Raw genomic sequence first — 17562 nt, forward strand, 5'->3', positions numbered from 1 at the left:
GGCCGGTCTTCTCCAGGTAGGTGCCCCACTCGTAGGTGACGATCTCCGCCTCGATGCCGACCTCGCGCAGGTAGTTCTGGATGGCGACGCCGATGCGCTCCGGCTGCGGCATGTAGGGCCGCGGCACCGGCATGGCCCAGAGCTCGGTCTTCAGCGGGTTGTCCGGACCGTAGCCCGCCTCGGCCAGCAGCTGCTTCGCCTTCTCCGGGTCGTACTCGTACTTGGGCACGTCGGGGTTGTGACCCCAGACCGACGGCGGCAGCGGCGAGATGGCCGGGATGCCCAGGCCGCGGTAGAAGGCGGTGTTCAGCTCGTCCTTGTTGATGGCGTGGTTGATCGCCCGGCGGACCAGCACGTTGTCGAAGGGCGGCTTCTGGGTGTTGAAGGCCAGGTAGCCCACGTTCATCGGCGGCCGTTCGACGATGTCGAACTGGCCCGTCGCCTGGATCGTGGGCAGGAAGGCGGGCTCGACGCCGTCCATCACGTCCAGCTCGCCGGCCTGGAGGGCCACGAGGCGGGCGTTGTTGTCAGGGATGGAGCGGTAGATCAGCCGGTCGATGGCCGGCCGGCCGCCCCAGTAGTCGGGGTTGGCCTCCAGCACGATGCGGTCACCCTTCGTCCAGGAGACGAACTTGAACGGGCCCGTGCCCACGGGCTGGGTGTTCAGCCCCTCGGGGTTCTCCTGCAGCGCCTTGGGGCTGGCGATGGCGAAGGGCACCATGGCGATGTCCTGGAGGAACGACGCCTGCACCTGCTTCAGCACGAACTTGACGGTGTACTCGTCCACCACGACGACGTCCTGGATCACCGAGTCCTCGTCAAACCCGCCGAACATGTAGCTGTAGTACGGGAACTCACCGCCCACGTGCAGCGGGTTGGAGGTGTCGCGCCAGCGGTCGAAGTTGATCTTCACGGCCTCGGCATTGAACGGCGTGCCGTCGTGGAACTTCACCCCCTGGCGCAGCTTGAAGGTCCACTCCAGGCCGTCCGCGCTGGGCTCCCACTCCGTGGCCAGCACCGGCACGACCTCGGTGCTGCCCGGCGCGTAGTCCAGCAGCCCCTCGTAGATCTGGTGCGTCACCTTGAACGATTCCCCGTCGGTCACCTGAATCGGGTCCAGCGACACCGAGTCGCCGCCGCGCCCCCAGACCAGCACCTTCTCCTGCGCGGCCGGCGGCTGCGTCTCCGTCTGCTGCGGGGCCTGCGTCCCGCCGTTCTGCTCCGTTTGCGTCCCGGTGTCGGGGCCCTGGGAGCTGGAGCCGCCGCTGCAGGCTGAGAGCACCATCGCGGCGACGAGCAGCAGCCCGACCGCCCACCGGAACCGCCTCGTGCGAACGCGCATGTTCCGAATCCCTCCCTCTGTGTGTACCGGGCGAACGCACCCGGGGGTTAAGACTATGAGGTTTGACGTTCGGGGCCGTCATTCCTCTTGGAAAACTCTAATTCCCTTCACTCTTCCTACTGTCGAAATTGCGTGCTGCCCGCACGGAGCAGAACCAGCCGGCGAGCACCCGGGCCCGGCGAGACCGGTGCGGGCCACACCCGGAAACAGGGGGCCGGGGGCACGGGCGCGCAAAGAGGTCCGACCGGGCGGCTCTCCAGGCCACCCGGCCGGACCTTTGGCCCTTAGTTGTAGATCAGCCATTCGAAGTGCCAGTTCTCGTTTCCGTGTTCATGCACCGACAGGATCGGCTTGAAGACCCAGTACGTCCCTGTCTTCGGATCGTATTCGACCTCGTTCGGGCTGAACGTCGTGGGATAGTTCGGGTACTCGCCCACGTGCACGAGCAGGAGCGTCACGTCCTGTTCGGGCGGGTAGAACGCGTTGAAGCTGCTTGCGACCACCCACATGTAGAACTCGACGATTTCCTCATTGGCTCTGAGATCCCCGACGACCATGCCTTTCGCCAGGTTGTAGTGGGCCTCGGTGTCCAGGACGGCGACGATGTACTCGGGGGCCTCCCAGGGTCGCGCGTTTTCGTTGGGCATGATGAAGTACTGCACCGGCACCGTCTCCCCGTTCACGATCATCTCGGGGAAGAGCTCGTTCAGGAACGCCGCCAGTTCCGCGGCGCCGCCTCTGCCAAAGCCGGGAAGCGGCTGGGGTGAACCGGCCCGCTGTATGAGCTGCTGGACGAACTTGACCGGGATGGCGAAGTTCAGGTTCTGCCCCTCACGCATCCCGCCAGAGGTGATGCCGATGAGGTTGCCCTGCTTGTCAAACAGGCCGCCGCCGCTGCTGCCGTGCCACGTGGGCGCGGTGATCTGGATCATCTCCTGCCCGCCCAGGGTCCGCACCGCACTGACGATCCCGGTGGAGACGGTGTTGAGAAGGCCAAGCGGGCTGCCGATGGCCACCACCTCCTCGCCGACGCGTGCGGCCGTGTTCCGGAGGGTCACCGGCTCCAGCGTCCCGTTCACCCGCAGCAGGGCCAGGTCATTGGCCTCATCGTACGCCGTCATGCCCTCCACGGGAATGCGCTGGCCCGATTCGGTCACCAGTTCGGCGGACCAGGCCTCGTCGATCACATGGTAATTGGTCACCACGTCGGTCTTGGTCACCGCCACTGCGCTGCCGCTGCTCACCAGCGTGCCCTGCGGACCGAAGACCTCGATCATGAAGACCCGCGGCCGCAGCCGGTTCGCAAGCTGTTCCACGTTCCCCGCGGGCGAGCCCGAACTCGAACTGGAACCGGAATCCGATCCCGATCCGCCCTCCAGTTCGAGCAGCCGCGCCACCGCAATTTCCAGCTGCTTCCGCAACAGGGCGTTCTCCTGCTTCAGGGCCTCGACCTCGGCCTGAAGCATCTTGTTCAGGTTGCTCAGCGTCTCATTCTCAGACTTCAGCGACGCGTTCAGGTCCTTGAGCAGGTCGGCAACAGACTCGTTGGCGCCTGTTCCGGCCGTCCCGTACTGTCCGGACGGGGTCTGGGCCACCGCCACCCCGCCGGCACTGGGGGCCAGCAGGAGCGCCAGCGCCAGCAAGGGCGCCAGGAATGCGGAAAGCCGGGTGCGCCTGCGCAAACCATCTCGCCTCCCCTTCGCGTGTAGGGCCGGACGAACCGGCACCTCCCGCCTTGTGAAATTAGACGCGCACGCCCGGCGTTCCTCTCTGATAACTGCGTTTGGAGTGAAACTTCTTGTGTTTTGACGAGTTCTGCGTATGCCAAAGGCCCCGCTGCCTGCGGGGCCTTCGCCGTCTATCGTCCAAGGGGCCATGCCGCTGCGCCGGCCCGGGCGCTCAGCGCGCCTGGCGCCCGGCGGCGCGCCCGCCATGGGGCCTACTTCGCCTCGTAACGTGCCACGATGCCGCGCCCCAGGTCGAGCACGGCCTCCCGAAGCTGAGGCGGCTCCAACACCTGAGCGCTGCCGCCGAAACCCGCCAGCCAGCGAGCCAGTTCCCCCGTGCCCCTCGTCTCCATGCGCACGATCACCGACCCGTCCGGCTGCTTCTCCACCTGCTGGCTCGGATGCCAGACCGTCTCCTGCACCAGCCGGGCCACGCGCCGGTCGAACCACACGCGCACATGCATGAGCGGGCCGAACTCGATGCCCCACACGTCGCGCAGGTACTCCTCCAGATCGAAGTCGGCAGGGCGCTCGAAGGTGCTGCTCAGTACCTGCGCCTCCAGGATGCGGTTGGCCCGGAAGATGCGAATCTCCTGCCGGAGTTCGCAGTAGCCGATCAGGTAGAGGGCGGTGCCGCGGAAGGCGAGTCCATAGGGGCGGACCACCCGCTCGGTAGGCTCCTCGGCGCTCAACGCCTGGTAGAGGATACGCAGCCGGTGGGGCCCCTCCACGGCGGCCCGGCAGGCGGCCTCCACATCTGGAGACGGAGGCAGCGAGTACGCCTGGATGGGGTCGATCACCAGGGTGCGGTTCACCTCGCTGGCCACCTCCTGCTGCGGCCTCGGCAGCACCGCCAGCAGCTTCTCCCGGGCCGACTGGGCCGCCTTCCCCGCCAGGGGCAGCTTCCGCTCAGCGAAGTCCAGTGCCGCCATCAGGGCCAGGACCTCGTCCGGCTGGAACTGGACCGGCCTCACCCGATAGCTCTCGTCCACCCAGATCCGGCCGTTCTCCCGGATGACGGGCACCCCGCTCTCTTCCAGGAACGCGAGGTCACGGTAGATCGACCGGGGCGTGACCGAGAAGCGTCGGGCCAGGTCCTCCACCCGCGGCCGCCCGCCGCCCATGAGGGCGGTGAGGAGCTGAAAGCGCCGCTGCATGGCACCGTAGGCACCGACGATCACGTGGCATCCCTCCACCGACGGGAAATGCGGGTTCCACCGGTGAATGCCTTCCGCGGCGCGGACGGAAAGTCCTGCCGCCGTCGGCGTGCCAGCCGGTCCGTGGCGGAGTGCGTGCCGTGGGGGGCGGCATTATGTAACCCCGGTCGACCCCTCGCATATGCTGTGGTGGAGGGATCGACCATGATGACACCCATGCAGGGCTTCGGCTGGGGCGGCTGGGGCGACTGGGACGACGACTGGGACGACTGGGGCAACCCGTCCACCATGGGTGGCTGGGGCAACCCGTCGCGCCGCCGTCGGCGTCGCCGGTTCCCGCAGTTCGGCAAGTTCCCCTCGGGCAAGTTCGACAAAATGCCGTGGGGCAAGTTCCCGTGGGGCAAGACCTGGGGCAAGTCTCCCTGGGGGAAGTCTCCCTGGGGCAAGTAACCGTCCTCCAGGCGACCAACATGCACACGCGGCTGCGGGGTCTGCTCCGGACGAAGCAGGCCCCGCAGCGCGTGATTCCCCCAGGTACCCGCCGGGGCAGATGCGATGCCGGTCTCGTTCAGGCGGACGGGCTGGCGGGGGTCCGTAAGGCCGTGCACCCCGCGTCACCTTGCGGCAAAGACGGTACGCGCCTCTTCCATGAACTGGATTGTCTCCGCGCCGTGCCAGCGGGCAGACTCCCGGAGGGCCTTCTCCAGCGAGCGCCGCAGCCCCCGGCCGTCGACGTCCCGCAGGTCCAGGTGGAGCCGGTTGACCAGCAGCACGCCGTTCCTGCGGTCCAGTTTCGGGTCGATACAGCCGACCAGGCGGTCGCCGTACAGGATCGGCATGGCGTAGTACCCGAAGCGGCGCTTGCCGGCGGGGGTGTAGACCTCCCACGCGTAGTCGAAGTCGAACAGGTCTTGAAGCCGCTCGCGCCGCCAGAGGAGGTTGTCCAGCGGCGCCAGGAAGCGGACGGTCCGCCTGGGCTCCCAGTCCTCCGCCATCTCCAGCAGCGGCCGGTCTTCCGCCAGGGCGCAGTAGCGGCGCCGCACCCCCTCCACGGCCACCTCCACCCACTCGCCCGCCTCCACCTTCGCCGCCGCCAGGGCCCGGCGCCGCGCGGTGGGGTAGTGCTGCCAGCCGAACCGGAAGTCGCCCAGGTCGACGAGGCGGTAGGCCCGCATGTACTTGTCCAGCAGGAAACGTTGCCACGCCGCCTCGCCCTCGGTGACGTGCGGCGTGGACCAGGGGCGGGAGACGTCGGCCTCGGTGAGGTCCGGCGCCCCGCTGCTCCCGCCGTCGGCGGCGACCGGACTGCCACCCCGATCTTCCGCGCCTGTGCGAACGACGAGATCCCAGAGCAACGGCGAACGGAGATCCATCACGTCCCCCGGCAAGTCCGCCCTCACCTCCTGCGGGACCACCCGCTCGGCCAGGTCGTACCACTTCTCGTTCCCCTCGCGGCGGGCGACGAAGATCTCGCCGCCCAGCCAGAGCAGGTCGATGGCCCGGCCGGACGCCTTGGAGGCCTTGTCGGGCGGATTGTAGCCGATGCCCAGGAGGCGGGGGCCTTCGTTCCCCAAGGTGCGGGGCGGCAGCGGACCTTCCGCATGGAGCCGCTGCAGCACATCGGACATGCTCCCGGCGAGGGTCGTCCTGGCGGGCAGCTGCCGCGCCGCCAGCATGATCGGCCAAAAACGCGGCAGATCCCGCATCGGAAGCACGCAACGGGCATTGGCAAGGTACTCGAACACCTGGCCGGCGGCAAAGAGTCCGTCCAGCATCTCCGGCCGGTAGCCGCCGACCCGGTTGCGCAGCACCAGATGGTGGTTGCGCTCCACCACGGCGATGGGGTCGAGTTGCACCGCCTCGAGCCGCTCCAGTGCTCGCAGCAGACCACTGCGCCCCCTCAGCTCCTTCACCCAGGGCCGGATCATCCCGGGCACTTCCAGCAGCCCCTGCGTGAAGAGCAGGAACCGGCGTGCACCGGCCTTGGATACCTGGACCTTCACGGGTCTTCCTCCCCTCGGCGCTCTACGGCGGCGCATTTCCCAATGAGTTGGCGCCCGGGGGGCCACGTCCTCCCGCCGGGCAGACGCAGCGACACCTTGACCGATACATAGACAATACGGTATTCTGTCTACGTATTTCTAGACGAAATGAGATGATGACTAATGGACACGGTGCTCCTGCGGGAGAGCGCCACCCTGACCGACCTGAAGCGAGGGTACCTGGAATCCGACGAAGCCTTCACGTGCCTCTGCTGCGGCGAGCGCATCGAGAAGGGCGTGATCTACCCCGTGGGGGACCGTCTCTACGAGGCCCGCCGCTACATCCGCCACCACATCGCCGCGGCGCACGGGTCGGTCTTCGCCTACCTGGTCGGGCTCGACAAGTGGGCGCACGGCCTGTCTGACCTGCAGCGGCGGCTGCTCACCCTCTTCTACGAGGGCCGGAGCGATGAGGAGATCAAGTCGGTGCTCGGGGCGGGCTCGCTCTCCACGATCCGGAACCACCGCTACATCCTGAGGGAGAAAGAGCGGCAGGCTCGGGTCTTCCTGGCCATCATGGAACTGCTGCACGAGCGGCAGACCGGGGATGCCGGTGCCCCCGGCCGGGCCCGCACCGGAAAGGGCCCGGTGGGCGCAGGGAAAGAGCGGCGGACACGCTCCCGCGGCGGCGTCGGGGAAGAACAGATTCTGGCCAAGTACTTCCCCCACGGCCCCGAGGGGCCGCTCCAGCACTTCGGGGGCTCCACGCCCGCAAAGCACAAGCGCATCATCGCGGCGGCGGTGGCGCAGCGCTTCGTCCCCGGGCGCCGGTACAGCGAGAAGGAGGTCAATGCGATCCTGGAGCCCATCGCCGAGGACTACGTGCTGCTGCGGCGGTGCCTGGTCGACTTCGGGTACCTCCGGCGTCTGCCCGACGGCAGCCAGTACTGGCGCAGCGATATAGATGAGGAAAGGATGAACCCGGTGGATCGCAGGAAGGAGCTGAAACGCCTCGCCCGCGAGGCGAAAACTGAAGGCGGGGTGTTCCAGATCCGCAACACCCAGAACGGAATGGTCTGGATCGGCGTCACGCCCAACTTCCGCAGCCTGAACGGGCAGCGGTTCCAGCTGGAGATGGGTTCGCACAAGAGCCGGGCGCTGCAGCAGGCCTGGAACGAGTTCGGCCCCGACGCCTTCGTCTTCGAGCCGCTCGAGACGCTGGAGGAGCCCGAGACCGGCTACTTCGACCGGGACGGCGCCCTGCAGAAGCTGAAGCAGAAGTGGCTGCGGAAGCTGCAGCCGTTCGGAACCCGGGGGTATAATCTTCCCAGCGAGCTGGGAGAGGAACAGCAGTAGGCCCCCACGTCACTTCCAAGTCACGTCGGGAGCGTGAGTGACCGTGCTCGTGACCATCCTGGGGCGCTACTCCCCTTACGCGCCGGTGGGCGGCGCGTGCCCGGGCATCCTCGTGCAGTCCGGCGGCGTGAACCTCCTGCTGGACGGCGGCAACGGCACCGTGCCGCGCCTGCAGCAGCAGGTGGCGGCGGCCGACCTCACCGCCGTGCTGGTGTCGCATCTGCACCCCGATCACACGGCCGACCTGCACAGCCTCCAGTACCTGATGGCGCACCAGGCGCCGGACCGGGCCCCGCTGCCCGTCTACGCGCCGGACGTGGAGAACCCCGACCGGCACTGGCTGGAGCCCAGTTCGTTCGGCTCCCGCTGGATCCGCGTGCTTCCCCTGCCGGTGGACGAGGGCATCACCTTCGGCCACGTGCGGGTCACCTTCGCCCGCACCGACCACCCGGAGCCCTGCTGGGCGATGCGCATCAGCGACGGCAGCAAGACCCTCGTCTACACCGCCGACACCGGGACCGGCGTGGACCTCGCCCCCTTCGCCGCCGGGGCTGACCTGCTCATCGCCGAGTCGACCTTCATCGTCGCGAACGGGCAGAACCGGCGGGGCCATCTGCTGGCTGGCGAGGCCGCGGACCTGGCCCGGCGGGCGGGCGTGAAGCGGCTGCTGCTCTTCCATTTCAGCCCCTCCACCCCGATTGCGGACGCCGAGGCTGAGGCGCGGGCCGTCTTCCCGGCGGCGGAGGCCGCGGTGGAGATGCGGACGTACCTGATCTGAGGGGCGGGGTCTGGCACACAGATGACGGGCCGGCGCCCGTGTGGGCGCCGGCTTGCAGTGCATGTGCCCGTTTCCCGGTTGGGCCGCACCGCCGCCGGATACGTGACCCGCGCCGCCGACGCCGTTCCCCCCGGGGACCTACTCCTCGATCGTGGTCAGGTCCCCCGGGTCCAGCCCCAACTCCTGCGCCTTCAGCACCCGGCGCATGATCTTGCCCGAGCGGGTCTTGGGCAGCGACGGCACGAAGGCGATCTCCGACGGCGTGGCGATGGGCCCCAGCTGGTGGCGCACGTGGGTGATGAGGGCGTGGGCGAGCTGGTCGCTGGGCTCGTGCCCCTTGCGCAGGATCACGAAGGCCTTGATCGCCTCGCCCTTTACCGGATCGGGCTTGCCGATCACCGCCGCCTCGCCGACCGCCGGGTGGCTCACCAGGGCCGACTCCACGTCGGCCGTGCCGATGCGGTGGCCGGCCACGTTGAGCACGTCGTCCGCCCGGCCCAGCACGGCGATGTAGCCTTCCTCATCCACCGTGGCCACGTCGCCCGCCGTGTAGACCCCCGGGATCGTCTGCCAGTAGGCCTCGTACCGGGAGCGGTCGCCCCAGATGGTGCGGAACATGTGCGGCCAGGCGCCGCGCAGGCAGAGCAGGCCGCCCTTGCCCGGGGGAACGGGACGCCCCTGCTGATCCAGCACCTCCGCCCGGATGCCGGGGAAGGGCCGCCCCGCGCGGCCGGGCTTCACGTCCATGCACGGGAGCGTGCCGACGGTGGGCGCCGCCGTCTCCGTCTGCCACCAGTTGTCCAGCACCGGACCCCGCCGCTGCATGATGTGCTCGTAGGCCCAGAGCTGCGCCTCGGGGTTGAGCGGCTCGCCGGCGCAGACCATGAGCTTCAGGCTCGAGAGGTCGTACCGGCGGGGGTGCTCCTCGCCCATCCGCATGAACATGCGCACGGCGGTGGGTGCGGTGTAGAACTTGTTCACCTGGTACCGCTCCACGATCTCCCACACGATGCCCGGGTGCGGATAGTCCGGTGCACCCTCCCGCACCAGGATGGTGGAGCCGTTCACGAGCGGCCCGTAGACCATGATCGAGTGGCCCACGATCCAGCCGATGTCCGACGTGCACCAGTAGATGTCGTTCTCCTGGATGTCGCAGGCGATGCGCCAGAGGTGGGTGGTGCCCACCATGTAGCCGCCGTGGACGTAGGCCGTGCCCTTGGGCTTGCCCGTGGAGCCCGAGGTGTAGAGGATGAAGAGCCAGTCCTCGCTGTCCATCACCTCGCAGGGCGTGTCGGGCGAGCCCCGGGACATCAGCTCGGCGAAGTCGATCTCGCCCTCCTGCAGCTCCACGGCCGGGGTGGTGCGGCGGTGGACCACCACGTGCTCCACCTGCGGGTTCCCCTCCACCGCCTCGTCCACGATGGCCTTCAAGTCGACCCGCCTGCCCCGCCGGTAGCCCACGTCCGCACAGAGCACCACCTTGGCGCCGGCGTCCTCGATGCGCTGGCGCAGGGCCCCGGCCCCAAGGCCGGCGTAGACGACGCTGTGGACGGCGCCGATGCGGGCGCAGGCGAGCATCGCCATGATCCCCTCGGGGGTGAGGGGCATGTAGATGACCACCCGGTCGCCCTTCTGAACCCCGAGCTGCTTCAGGCCACCCGCCAGCCGGGCCACCTGCCGGCGGAGCATCGCGTAAGTAAAGATGCGCTCCTCGCCGTCTTCACCCAGCCAGATGAGGGCCACCTTGTTCCGGCGCTGGCCGTCGGCGTGCCGGTCGAGGGCGTTGTGGCAGATGTTGCACTTGCCGCCCAGGAACCAGCGGGCGTTGGGTCCGTCGCCCTCCACGACTTTCTCGAAGGGGCGGAACCAGTCCACCTCCTCCCGGGCCACCCGGCCCCAGTAGCCCTCCAGGTCGGCCATCACCGATTCGTAATACGTGTCGTAGTCTTTCACGTGGGCCGACTCGACCAGCTCCCGGGGAGGGGCGATGCGCCCGCTCCCCGAGAGCAGCTGGGCAAATTGCGTCTCCATCGGCTCCCTCCTCCCCTAGTCGCCGGTGGCCGGGGCGGCCGCGTCGTGCAGGTGCTTCGGGAAGCGCAGCCGCTCGACCAGCGCCTGAATCTCCTGCTTGGGCGGTGCGGTGGCCAGCGAGATGACGATGGTGAGCAGGAAGTTGAGCGGCATGCCGAAGATGCCCGCGGCGTTGGGCAGGATGCCGCCGATGGTCTGGCCGGTGACGGACGACCAGATGATGTACCCGAGGGTAGTCAGCAAGCCGAAGGCCATGCCGGTGATGGCGCCGGCGGTGTTGATGCGCTTCCAGAAGATGCCCAGCACCAGGATCGGGAAGAACGACGCCGCCGCCAGCGAAAAGGCCCACGCGACGATGTCGGAGATGATGCTGAGGCGCAGGCTGGCGACCCAGGCGGCGATCGCGGCCACCGTCACCAGCATCACGCGGGAGATGGTGAGCCGGACCCGGTCGCTCGCGCTCTTGTTGATCAGCTTGAAGTAGATGTCGTGGGAGATGGCGGTGGCCACCACCATCAGCAGGCCGTCGGCCGTGGAGAGCGCCGCCGCGAGGCCGCCGGCAGCCACCAGGCCCGCCACCACGTACGGCAGGCCGGCGATCTCGGGCATGGCCAGCACCACCAGGTCGGAGTTGAGACCGAACTCGGCGTACTCCACGAGGCCATTGCCGTTCGCGTCGTTGAGGGTGAGCAGGCCGGTCTTGGTCCAGGCGTCGACCCAGCTGGGCAGCGAGTCAATGGCCTGGCCGACGACGTTGTGCAGGACCTCCCAGCGGGCGAAGGCGGCGTAGGCCGGGATGGTGATGTACATCAGCCCGATGAAGAAGAGCGCCCAGCCCACCGAGAAGCGGGTTTCACGTACGTTGGGGGTGGTGTAGAAGCGCACGATCACGTGGGGCAGGCCCGCGGTGCCGCACATCAGACAGATGATCAGGGCCAGGAACTGCGACTGGGTCCAGTCGTTGAAGGGCGTGAAGTAGCCCTTGTCGATCCCCAGCGCCGCCTCGGTCGCGGCCACGTCGGTGAGGGCCTGGCCGTACATCAGCTGCGGAATCGGTACCCCGGTGATCTTCGCAGAGACGAAGACCGTCGGCAGGATGAAGGCGACGATCAGGATGATGTACTGGGCCACCTGGGTCCAGGTAACGGCCTTCATGCCGCCCAGCATCGAACAGACGAGGATGCCGAGAAGGCCGACGAAGCAGGCGATGCGGAAGTCAAGCCCCAGGAACCGGGACATGATGATGCCGACGCCTGACACCTGGGCGACCAGGTACGTACCGGATACGATGATGGCGGCAATCACTGCGACCACACGCGGGAAAGTGCCCGGGTAGCGCACGCCAACGAAGTCAGGGATGGTGTACGCACCGAGCTTGCGGATGTACGGCGCCAGGAACATGGCCAGGAGCACGTAGCCGCCGGTCCAGCCGACGGTATAGGAGAGCCCCTCCATCCCGAGCACGTACAGCGTGCCCGCCAGCGAGATGTAGGAGGCGGCGCTCATCCAGTCGGACGCCGTGGCCATACCGTTGAAGATGCCCGGCACGGCCCGTCCCGCGACGTAGTACTCGTCCAGGTTGCCCGTGCGCGACATGATGCCGATGGTGGCGTAGATGCCGATCGTAAGGATCATGAAGGTCCAGGCGATGCCCCGCTGGCCGATCAGCCCGACGTACTCCGCCAGCCAGAGAAGGACGACGAAGACGCCGAAGGCCATGGTGTACATGCCCCAGATCCGGCCCAGGCGGTCAATCTGACCCAACATGCGCGCTCACCCCCTATTCGTCCACGCCGTATTTCTGGTCGATGGTCCGCATGCGGAAGGCATAGATGAAGATCAGGATCACGAAGGTGATCTGCGCCCCCTGGGCCCCCATGTAATACCCCAGAGGGAAGCCTGTGAGAATCTGGAACTGATCCAGCCACAGATAGGCGGCGCCGGCCCCCACCGACACCAGCGCCCAGATGAGCAGCAGCTTCAGCGACAGTCCGAGGTTCGCCCGGAAGTGCTGTTCGTACCGCTCTGCATCCTTGGGACTCACATTCCATTCCCCCTTTGCCAGATTTTGCACGTAGCCGGGTTGCGATAACGCAACCTTGGAGAGATTTTATACGCAATTGCCAACACTTCCTCTAGTCATTCGCTTTTGAATACAAGTTAATCTCGGAACTTGCTCGGGCCCAGACAGTAGGGCGCCCGGGCCGCACTCCCGTGCGACTCGGGCGCCTAACCGATTCCGCCATTCCCGTGGCCGGCGGGGTCACCTACAGCCGACACCCGACGAGCAACGGAAGGCCGGCGCCCCTCTTCGGGGACGCCGGCCTTCGCTATGCCTCACCTGCGCGGGCCCAGGGCTTCACGGGACGCGGCGGCACGTGCACCACCAGATCGCTCAGGGGCGTGGCCTTGCAGGACAGGACCCACCCCGCCGCGCGCTCGGAGGGCGTGAGCTCGGAGGCAGAGCAGAGCCCCAGCTCGTACTGCCCCGAGACGACCCGGAGCTTGCACACGCCGCAGCCGCCGTTTCGGCAACCCCGCAGGATCAGGCCGGGGTCCAGCCGGCGCAGGGCCGCAAACAGCGTCTCACCCGGCCGGACCTCCACCTCTCTGCCGTCACACTGCACGCTTACCTTCCAGTTGCTCATGGGCACTACCGATTAGGTGAACACGGTGGTGAAGGCCTCGTTCAGCTCGCGCTGGAAGAAGAAGATGCCGCGGCCGATCTCATCCTCCGTCCAGGTGATCACCGGCGAGTCGGGGAACGGCAGGTAGCCGCCGGCAAAGGTCTCATTCCGGTTTCCGGACGGGTCGAAGAAGTAAATGGTGAGGCCCCGGCTGATGCCGTGGCGGGTGGGCCCGATGTCGATCTTCACCTCGTGCATCGCCAGGACGTCGGCCGCCTTGCGAATCTCGTTCCAGTCCTCCAGCAGGAACGAGAAGTGGTGCATCTTGCCCTGCGGGCCGGCGATGATGGCGATGTCGTGCACCGTGTTGCTGCGGAAGAGCCAGGCGGCGATCAGGTCGCCGTTCTTCTTGACCAGCCGCTCGGACATCCAGAAGCCCAGCAGGTGCATGTAGAAATCGGTGGACTTCTGCGCGTCCTCGGCCGCCAGCAGGATGTGGTCCAGCCGCGGGGCTCCGATCCCCTGCAGGCCGGGCGGCCAGGGGTTCGGGTTCAGGGCGCCGACCTTGGTGCCGACGCGCTCCATCTCGGCGTACAGCTTCACCCAGTGGCCGCCGGGATCCTGGAACCAGAGCGCCTCGCCCATGCCCATCTCAGAACCGGCGGGCAGGGTCGTCACCTTCACGCCGGCGCCCTCCAGCTTGTCCCGGAAGAACACAAGGTCATCCGGCGACTCCACCTTCAGGGACAGGTGCTCCAGGCCCGCACGGTCGCTGGCCGTGAGCGTGACGCTGTGGTGGTCGAACTCGTCCCAGCCCTTCAGGTAGACGTTGCCGTCCTTGTCCTGGCCGGTGACCTCGAGGCCGATGACCTTGGTGTAGTAGTCAATCGACTTCTGCAGGTCCAGACAGCGAACCCGGACGCCACCCAGTCGCATGATCCCCATTGTTCGATCCTCCCTCATGTGAGTTTTCGGTGTGAAGCCGGCATCGGCCGGCGCTTACCGCCCCGGAATCTCGCTCACCGGTGTTCCGGCGATGCCCCAGTGAGTCTTGGGCACCTCGTAGAGCACCACGCGAATCCGCTCCTTCGGGGTGTCCAGCACGCGGGCCGTCGTCTCCGTGAGTTCCCGGATCAGGGCCCGCTTCTGCTCGGGCGTGCGGCCCTCCAGCATCTCCACCCGGATCAGCGGCACAGGTCTCCCCCCTTTCCTGCGCAGGCTCCGCCCGGCGACTATCGGGCAACCACCCTGAGACTCACCGAACCCAGGGCGGCAAAGCGAGCTTCCACCACATCCCCTGGCGCCACGAAGGTGGCGGCGGTGAGCGCCCCGGTGAAGACCAGCTGCCCGGCCTTCAGCTTCTGGCCACGGCGGGCCAGGTGGTTCGCCAGGCGGGCCAGGGCGATGGCGGGATCGCCCAGCACCGCCGCACCCGCCGCCGTGGTGATGAGCTCCCCGTTCTTGAGGAACACCACCCCGATGGTCGCCAAGTCCAGCCCCTCGGCGGGGACCGGGCGCGTGCCCGGCACCGCCCGAGCGGTGGAGGCGTTATCCGCCACCACGTCGGGCAGGGTAAACTTGAAGTCCTTGTAGCGGCTGTCGATGACCTCGAGGGCGGGGAGCACCCAGCGCACGGCGGCCAGCGCCTGCGCCGGCGTCACGTCCGGTCCCTCCAGGTCCTCCCCCATCACCACCGCGATCTCAGGCTCGACGCGGGGGTGGATCAGCTCGCTCACGTTCACCTCGCACTCCGGCAGCAGGGTGGAGGCGAAGAGCGCGCCGTAGACCGGCTCGAACACGCCCATCGCCTTCTGCTTCTCCTTGCTGGTGAGGCCCAGCTTCCAGCCGATCAGCCGGTCGCCGGCCTTCAGCTTGCGGGCGATGATCTCATCCTGTACCTGGTAGCCCTCGTCCAGCGAGAGCTCACCGTGGGTCTGGGCCAGGGACGGCACCTCCCGCCGCTCCGCCTCCGCCGAGAGCAGGTGTTCCGCGATGGCATCCAGTTCGTCAGGGCACAGGGCCATGAACGCAACCCCTCCTTACGCCGTGGGCAGCCCGATGGTCTGCAGCTCGGTGTAGAAGTCCAGGCTGTGCATGCCGCCCTCGCGGCCGATGCCTGAATCCTTCATGCCGCCGAACGGCACCCTGAGGTCGCGCACGAACCAGGAGTTGATCCACACGTTGCCGCTCTGCAGCCGCTGCGCCATCCGGTGCAGGCGGGAGATGTCCTTCCCCTGCACCACCGAGCTCAGGCCGTAGCGGCCGGAGTTGATGACCTCGAGCACCCATTCGTCGTCGGTGAACGGGGTCACGCTCACCACGGGGCCGAAGACCTCCTCCTGCACGAGCTCCACGCTCGGGTCGGGGGCGGCAAAGACGGTGGGGGCGATGAAGTATCCACCGTCGTACGGGGCCGGCAGCCCCTGGGCCAGGTGGCCGCCCGTGAGGCACTCCACGCCCTGGGCCTTGGCCCGCTCGACGAAGCCCATCACGCGCTCGCGGTGCTCGGCGGAGATCACCGGGCCCAGCGTGGTCTCCATGTCCAGCGGGTCGCCCATCCGCAGCGCCTTCACCCGGGCCACCAGCATGTCCACGAACTGGTCGTAAATGGGCTTCTCCACGAACACCCGGGAGCCGGCCAGGCAGACCTCGCCCTGGTTGTAGAAGGCGGCCCGCATGGTCACGTCCATGGCCTTCTCCAGGTCGGCGTCGGCAAACACGATGTTGTTGCCCTTGCCGCCCAGCTCGAAGGAAACCCGCTTCAGGGTGGGCGCGCCCGCCGCCATGATCACCTTGCCGGTGGTGGTCTCACCGGTGAAGGAGATCAGCTGCACGTCGGGGTGCTGGGTGAGGAAGGCGCCCGCGCTGTCGGGGCCGAAGCCGTGGACCACGTTGAAGACGCCGTCGGGGATCCCCGCCTCGGCCGCCAGCTCCGCCAGGCGGGTGCAGCCCACCGGGGTGAGCTCGGCCGGCTTCAGGACCACCGTGTTCCCGGCGGCCAGGGCCGGGCCGATCTTCCAGGTGGAGAGCATCTGCGGCATGTTCCACGGGGTGATGAGCCCGGCCACGCCCACGGGCTGCCGGTTGGTGTAGAAGGTGTAGCCAGGTAGCACGAAGGCCTCGTCGTAGTACTTTTCGGACAGGTCGGCGAAGAACTGGATGTTGTGGGCCACCCGCTCGATGTAGCCGTGAATGCCCTCCCGGATCGGGCGGCCGACGTCCATGCACTCGAGGTAGTTCAGCTCATCCTTGTGCTCGATCATGAGCTGGGCCCACCGGCGGAGCAGCTTGCCGCGCTCGGCCGGCGCCATGCGGCCCCACGTCTTGAACGCCCGCCGGGCGGCCTTGACGGCTAGGTCGATCTCCTCCTTGCCGCCCAGCGCACACCGGGTGAGCTCCTGCCCCGTGGCCGGGTTGGGCACGGAGAAGGTCTCGCCGCTCGCGCTGTCCACAAACTTGCCGTCGATGAAGTGCTTGAGCCCCTTGGCCAGCCAGGCGTCCATCCGCTCGCGTACGGCTGCCGAAATCGGTGTCTCTCCCATGGCCTACTTCGCGCTCCTTTCTGCAGCTAGCTCCTGGGCAACGATGAGGATCAGGTCCTCCTGCCCGCCCACCGACTTGCGCCGCCCCATCTCCATGAGGATGTCGCGGGCGTCCACGCCGAACTTCTCCGCCGCCCGCCGGGCGTGAAGCAGGAAGCTGGAGTAGACGCCGGCGTAGCCCACGGTGAGCGAGTCCTTGTCGATGATGATCGGCCGCGGCAGGATGGGCCGCACGGCCTCCTCGGCCGCGTCCTGCAGCTTCCACAGGTCGATGCCGGTCTCGTACCCCGCCTTGGCCAGCACCGCCGCCAGCACCTCGGTCTGGGCGTTGCCGGCGCCGGCCCCGAGCCCGCACGTGGAACCGTCCACCTGGCTGGCCCCTTCCTCGATGGCGGCCAGGGTGTTGCCGATGGCCAGGCCCAGGTTGTTGTGGGCGTGGAAGCCCACCTGGCACGAGAGGCCCTCCACCAGGGTCGAGACCCGGGCCCGCACGTCGTCGGGCAGCTGGGCGCCGGCCGAGTCGACCACGTAGATGCAGTCGGCGCCGTACGACTCCATCTTCCGGGCCTCTTCCAGCAGGTACTTGGGGTCGATCATGTGCGACATCATCAGGAAGGTCACGACTTCCATGCCGTTCTTCTTGGCCCAGGTGATGTGCTCTTCCGAGATGTCGGCCTCCGTACAGTGGGTGGCCACCCGCACGATCTCGGCCCCGCAGTCGCGGGCCATCTTCAGGTCCTCCACCGTGCCGATGCCGGGCAGGATCAGCACCGCCAGCTTCGCCTGGGTCATCTCCTCCTTTGCGGCCCTCAGCAGCCGCTCCTCAGGCACGCGGCTGAAGCCGTAGTTCTGGGAGCTGCCCCCGAGGCCGTCGCCGTGGGAGACCTCGATCACGGGGACACCGGCCCGGTCCAGCCCGCGCACGACGGCGCGCACCTGCTCCTCCGTGAACTGGTGGGCGACCGCGTGGCTGCCGTCCCGCAGGGTCGTGTCGGTGATGCGCACGTACCGCTTCTGCAT

General features: G+C 67.9%; 16 protein-coding genes. 3 read left to right on the forward strand and 13 right to left on the reverse strand.

The genetic code is table 11. The features are described from left to right. The 3 genes from AB2385_RS11150 to AB2385_RS11160 all read right to left on the reverse strand — a co-directional run. The coding region (locus AB2385_RS11150) for an ABC transporter substrate-binding protein (protein ID WP_367655078.1) at positions 1-1342 on the reverse strand (1342 nt) is incomplete at its 3' end. 284 nt (positions 1343-1626) lie between these two features. Then, positions 1627-3024, reverse strand: a complete 1398-nt coding sequence (locus AB2385_RS11155) for a trypsin-like peptidase domain-containing protein (RefSeq protein ID WP_367655079.1) — start codon at positions 3022-3024, stop codon at positions 1627-1629. Between the two features lie 257 nt (positions 3025-3281). Then, the gene (locus AB2385_RS11160; RefSeq protein WP_367655080.1) at positions 3282-4250 is read right to left on the reverse strand and encodes a helix-turn-helix transcriptional regulator; all 969 of its coding nucleotides are present in this window, start codon (positions 4248-4250) and stop codon (positions 3282-3284) included. 180 nt (positions 4251-4430) lie between these two features. Between AB2385_RS11160 and AB2385_RS11165 the strand changes: the two genes are divergently transcribed. Beyond that, complete coding sequence (locus AB2385_RS11165) at positions 4431-4676, forward strand: hypothetical protein (protein WP_367655081.1); 246 nt, start codon at positions 4431-4433, stop codon at positions 4674-4676. A gap of 164 nt (positions 4677-4840) precedes the next feature. On the opposite strand, the gene AB2385_RS11170 is transcribed toward AB2385_RS11165, so the two are convergent. Further along, positions 4841-6229 carry a winged helix-turn-helix domain-containing protein gene (locus tag AB2385_RS11170; RefSeq protein ID WP_367655082.1) on the reverse strand — a complete coding sequence of 463 codons (1389 nt, stop codon included), beginning with the start codon at positions 6227-6229 and terminating at the stop codon, positions 4841-4843. A 162-nt stretch (positions 6230-6391) separates the two neighbouring features. Between AB2385_RS11170 and AB2385_RS11175 the strand changes: the two genes are divergently transcribed. Together AB2385_RS11175 and AB2385_RS11180 are read left to right on the forward strand one after the other, a co-directional pair. Further along, the gene (locus AB2385_RS11175; RefSeq protein ID WP_367655083.1) at positions 6392-7564 is read left to right on the forward strand and encodes a DUF2087 domain-containing protein; all 1173 of its coding nucleotides are present in this window, start codon (positions 6392-6394) and stop codon (positions 7562-7564) included. A 43-nt stretch (positions 7565-7607) separates the two neighbouring features. Next, entirely contained in the window at positions 7608-8342 is a 735-nt protein-coding gene (locus tag AB2385_RS11180) for an MBL fold metallo-hydrolase (protein WP_367655084.1), read from the forward strand. A 138-nt stretch (positions 8343-8480) separates the two neighbouring features. On the opposite strand, the gene acs is transcribed toward AB2385_RS11180, so the two are convergent. From acs to dmpG, 9 genes are all read right to left on the reverse strand, one after another. Beyond that, the gene (gene acs / locus AB2385_RS11185; protein ID WP_367655085.1) at positions 8481-10373 is read right to left on the reverse strand and encodes an acetate--CoA ligase; all 1893 of its coding nucleotides are present in this window, start codon (positions 10371-10373) and stop codon (positions 8481-8483) included. Between the two features lie 15 nt (positions 10374-10388). Next, positions 10389-12140: a sodium:solute symporter family protein gene (locus AB2385_RS11190; RefSeq protein WP_367655086.1), complete on the reverse strand. Its 1752-nt coding sequence runs from the start codon at positions 12138-12140 to the stop codon at positions 10389-10391. 13 nt (positions 12141-12153) lie between these two features. Further along, complete coding sequence (locus AB2385_RS11195; protein ID WP_367655087.1) at positions 12154-12417, reverse strand: DUF4212 domain-containing protein; 264 nt, start codon at positions 12415-12417, stop codon at positions 12154-12156. Between the two features lie 286 nt (positions 12418-12703). Beyond that, positions 12704-13021, reverse strand: coding sequence for a 2Fe-2S iron-sulfur cluster-binding protein (locus AB2385_RS11200; RefSeq protein WP_367655088.1), 318 nt, complete (start codon positions 13019-13021; stop codon positions 12704-12706). A 12-nt stretch (positions 13022-13033) separates the two neighbouring features. After that, a complete protein-coding gene (locus AB2385_RS11205; protein ID WP_367655089.1) occupies positions 13034-13945 on the reverse strand; it encodes a catechol 2,3-dioxygenase in 912 nt (303 codons plus the stop codon). Positions 13946-13999: 54 nt separating this feature from the next. Next, the gene (locus AB2385_RS11210) at positions 14000-14194 is read right to left on the reverse strand and encodes a 4-oxalocrotonate tautomerase (protein ID WP_367655090.1); all 195 of its coding nucleotides are present in this window, start codon (positions 14192-14194) and stop codon (positions 14000-14002) included. A 38-nt stretch (positions 14195-14232) separates the two neighbouring features. Further along, positions 14233-15024 carry a 2-keto-4-pentenoate hydratase gene (locus AB2385_RS11215; protein ID WP_367655091.1) on the reverse strand — a complete coding sequence of 264 codons (792 nt, stop codon included), beginning with the start codon at positions 15022-15024 and terminating at the stop codon, positions 14233-14235. Between the two features lie 15 nt (positions 15025-15039). Further along, positions 15040-16542 carry an aldehyde dehydrogenase gene (locus tag AB2385_RS11220; protein WP_367655092.1) on the reverse strand — a complete coding sequence of 501 codons (1503 nt, stop codon included), beginning with the start codon at positions 16540-16542 and terminating at the stop codon, positions 15040-15042. Between the two features lie 3 nt (positions 16543-16545). Further along, positions 16546-17562 carry a 4-hydroxy-2-oxovalerate aldolase gene (dmpG, locus tag AB2385_RS11225; protein WP_367655093.1) on the reverse strand — a complete coding sequence of 339 codons (1017 nt, stop codon included), beginning with the start codon at positions 17560-17562 and terminating at the stop codon, positions 16546-16548.

This window comes from Symbiobacterium sp., assembly GCF_040797425.1.
In the GTDB taxonomy this organism is placed as follows: Bacteria; Bacillota; Sulfobacillia; order Symbiobacteriales; family Symbiobacteriaceae; genus Symbiobacterium.

Coding starts and splice junctions, on each gene's coding strand:
- AB2385_RS11165 (WP_367655081.1), top strand. CDS start 4,431: ATGATGACACCCATGCAGGGCTTCGGCTGGGGCGGCTGGGGCGACTGG.
- AB2385_RS11215 (WP_367655091.1), bottom strand. CDS start 15,024: ATGGCCCTGTGCCCTGACGAACTGGATGCCATCGCGGAACACCTGCTC.
- AB2385_RS11200 (WP_367655088.1), bottom strand. CDS start 13,021: ATGAGCAACTGGAAGGTAAGCGTGCAGTGTGACGGCAGAGAGGTGGAG.
- acs (WP_367655085.1), bottom strand. CDS start 10,373: ATGGAGACGCAATTTGCCCAGCTGCTCTCGGGGAGCGGGCGCATCGCC.
- AB2385_RS11175 (WP_367655083.1), top strand. CDS start 6,392: ATGGACACGGTGCTCCTGCGGGAGAGCGCCACCCTGACCGACCTGAAG.
- AB2385_RS11205 (WP_367655089.1), bottom strand. CDS start 13,945: ATGGGGATCATGCGACTGGGTGGCGTCCGGGTTCGCTGTCTGGACCTG.
- AB2385_RS11190 (WP_367655086.1), bottom strand. CDS start 12,140: ATGTTGGGTCAGATTGACCGCCTGGGCCGGATCTGGGGCATGTACACC.
- dmpG (WP_367655093.1), bottom strand. CDS start 17,562: ATGCAGAAGCGGTACGTGCGCATCACCGACACGACCCTGCGGGACGGC.
- AB2385_RS11220 (WP_367655092.1), bottom strand. CDS start 16,542: ATGGGAGAGACACCGATTTCGGCAGCCGTACGCGAGCGGATGGACGCC.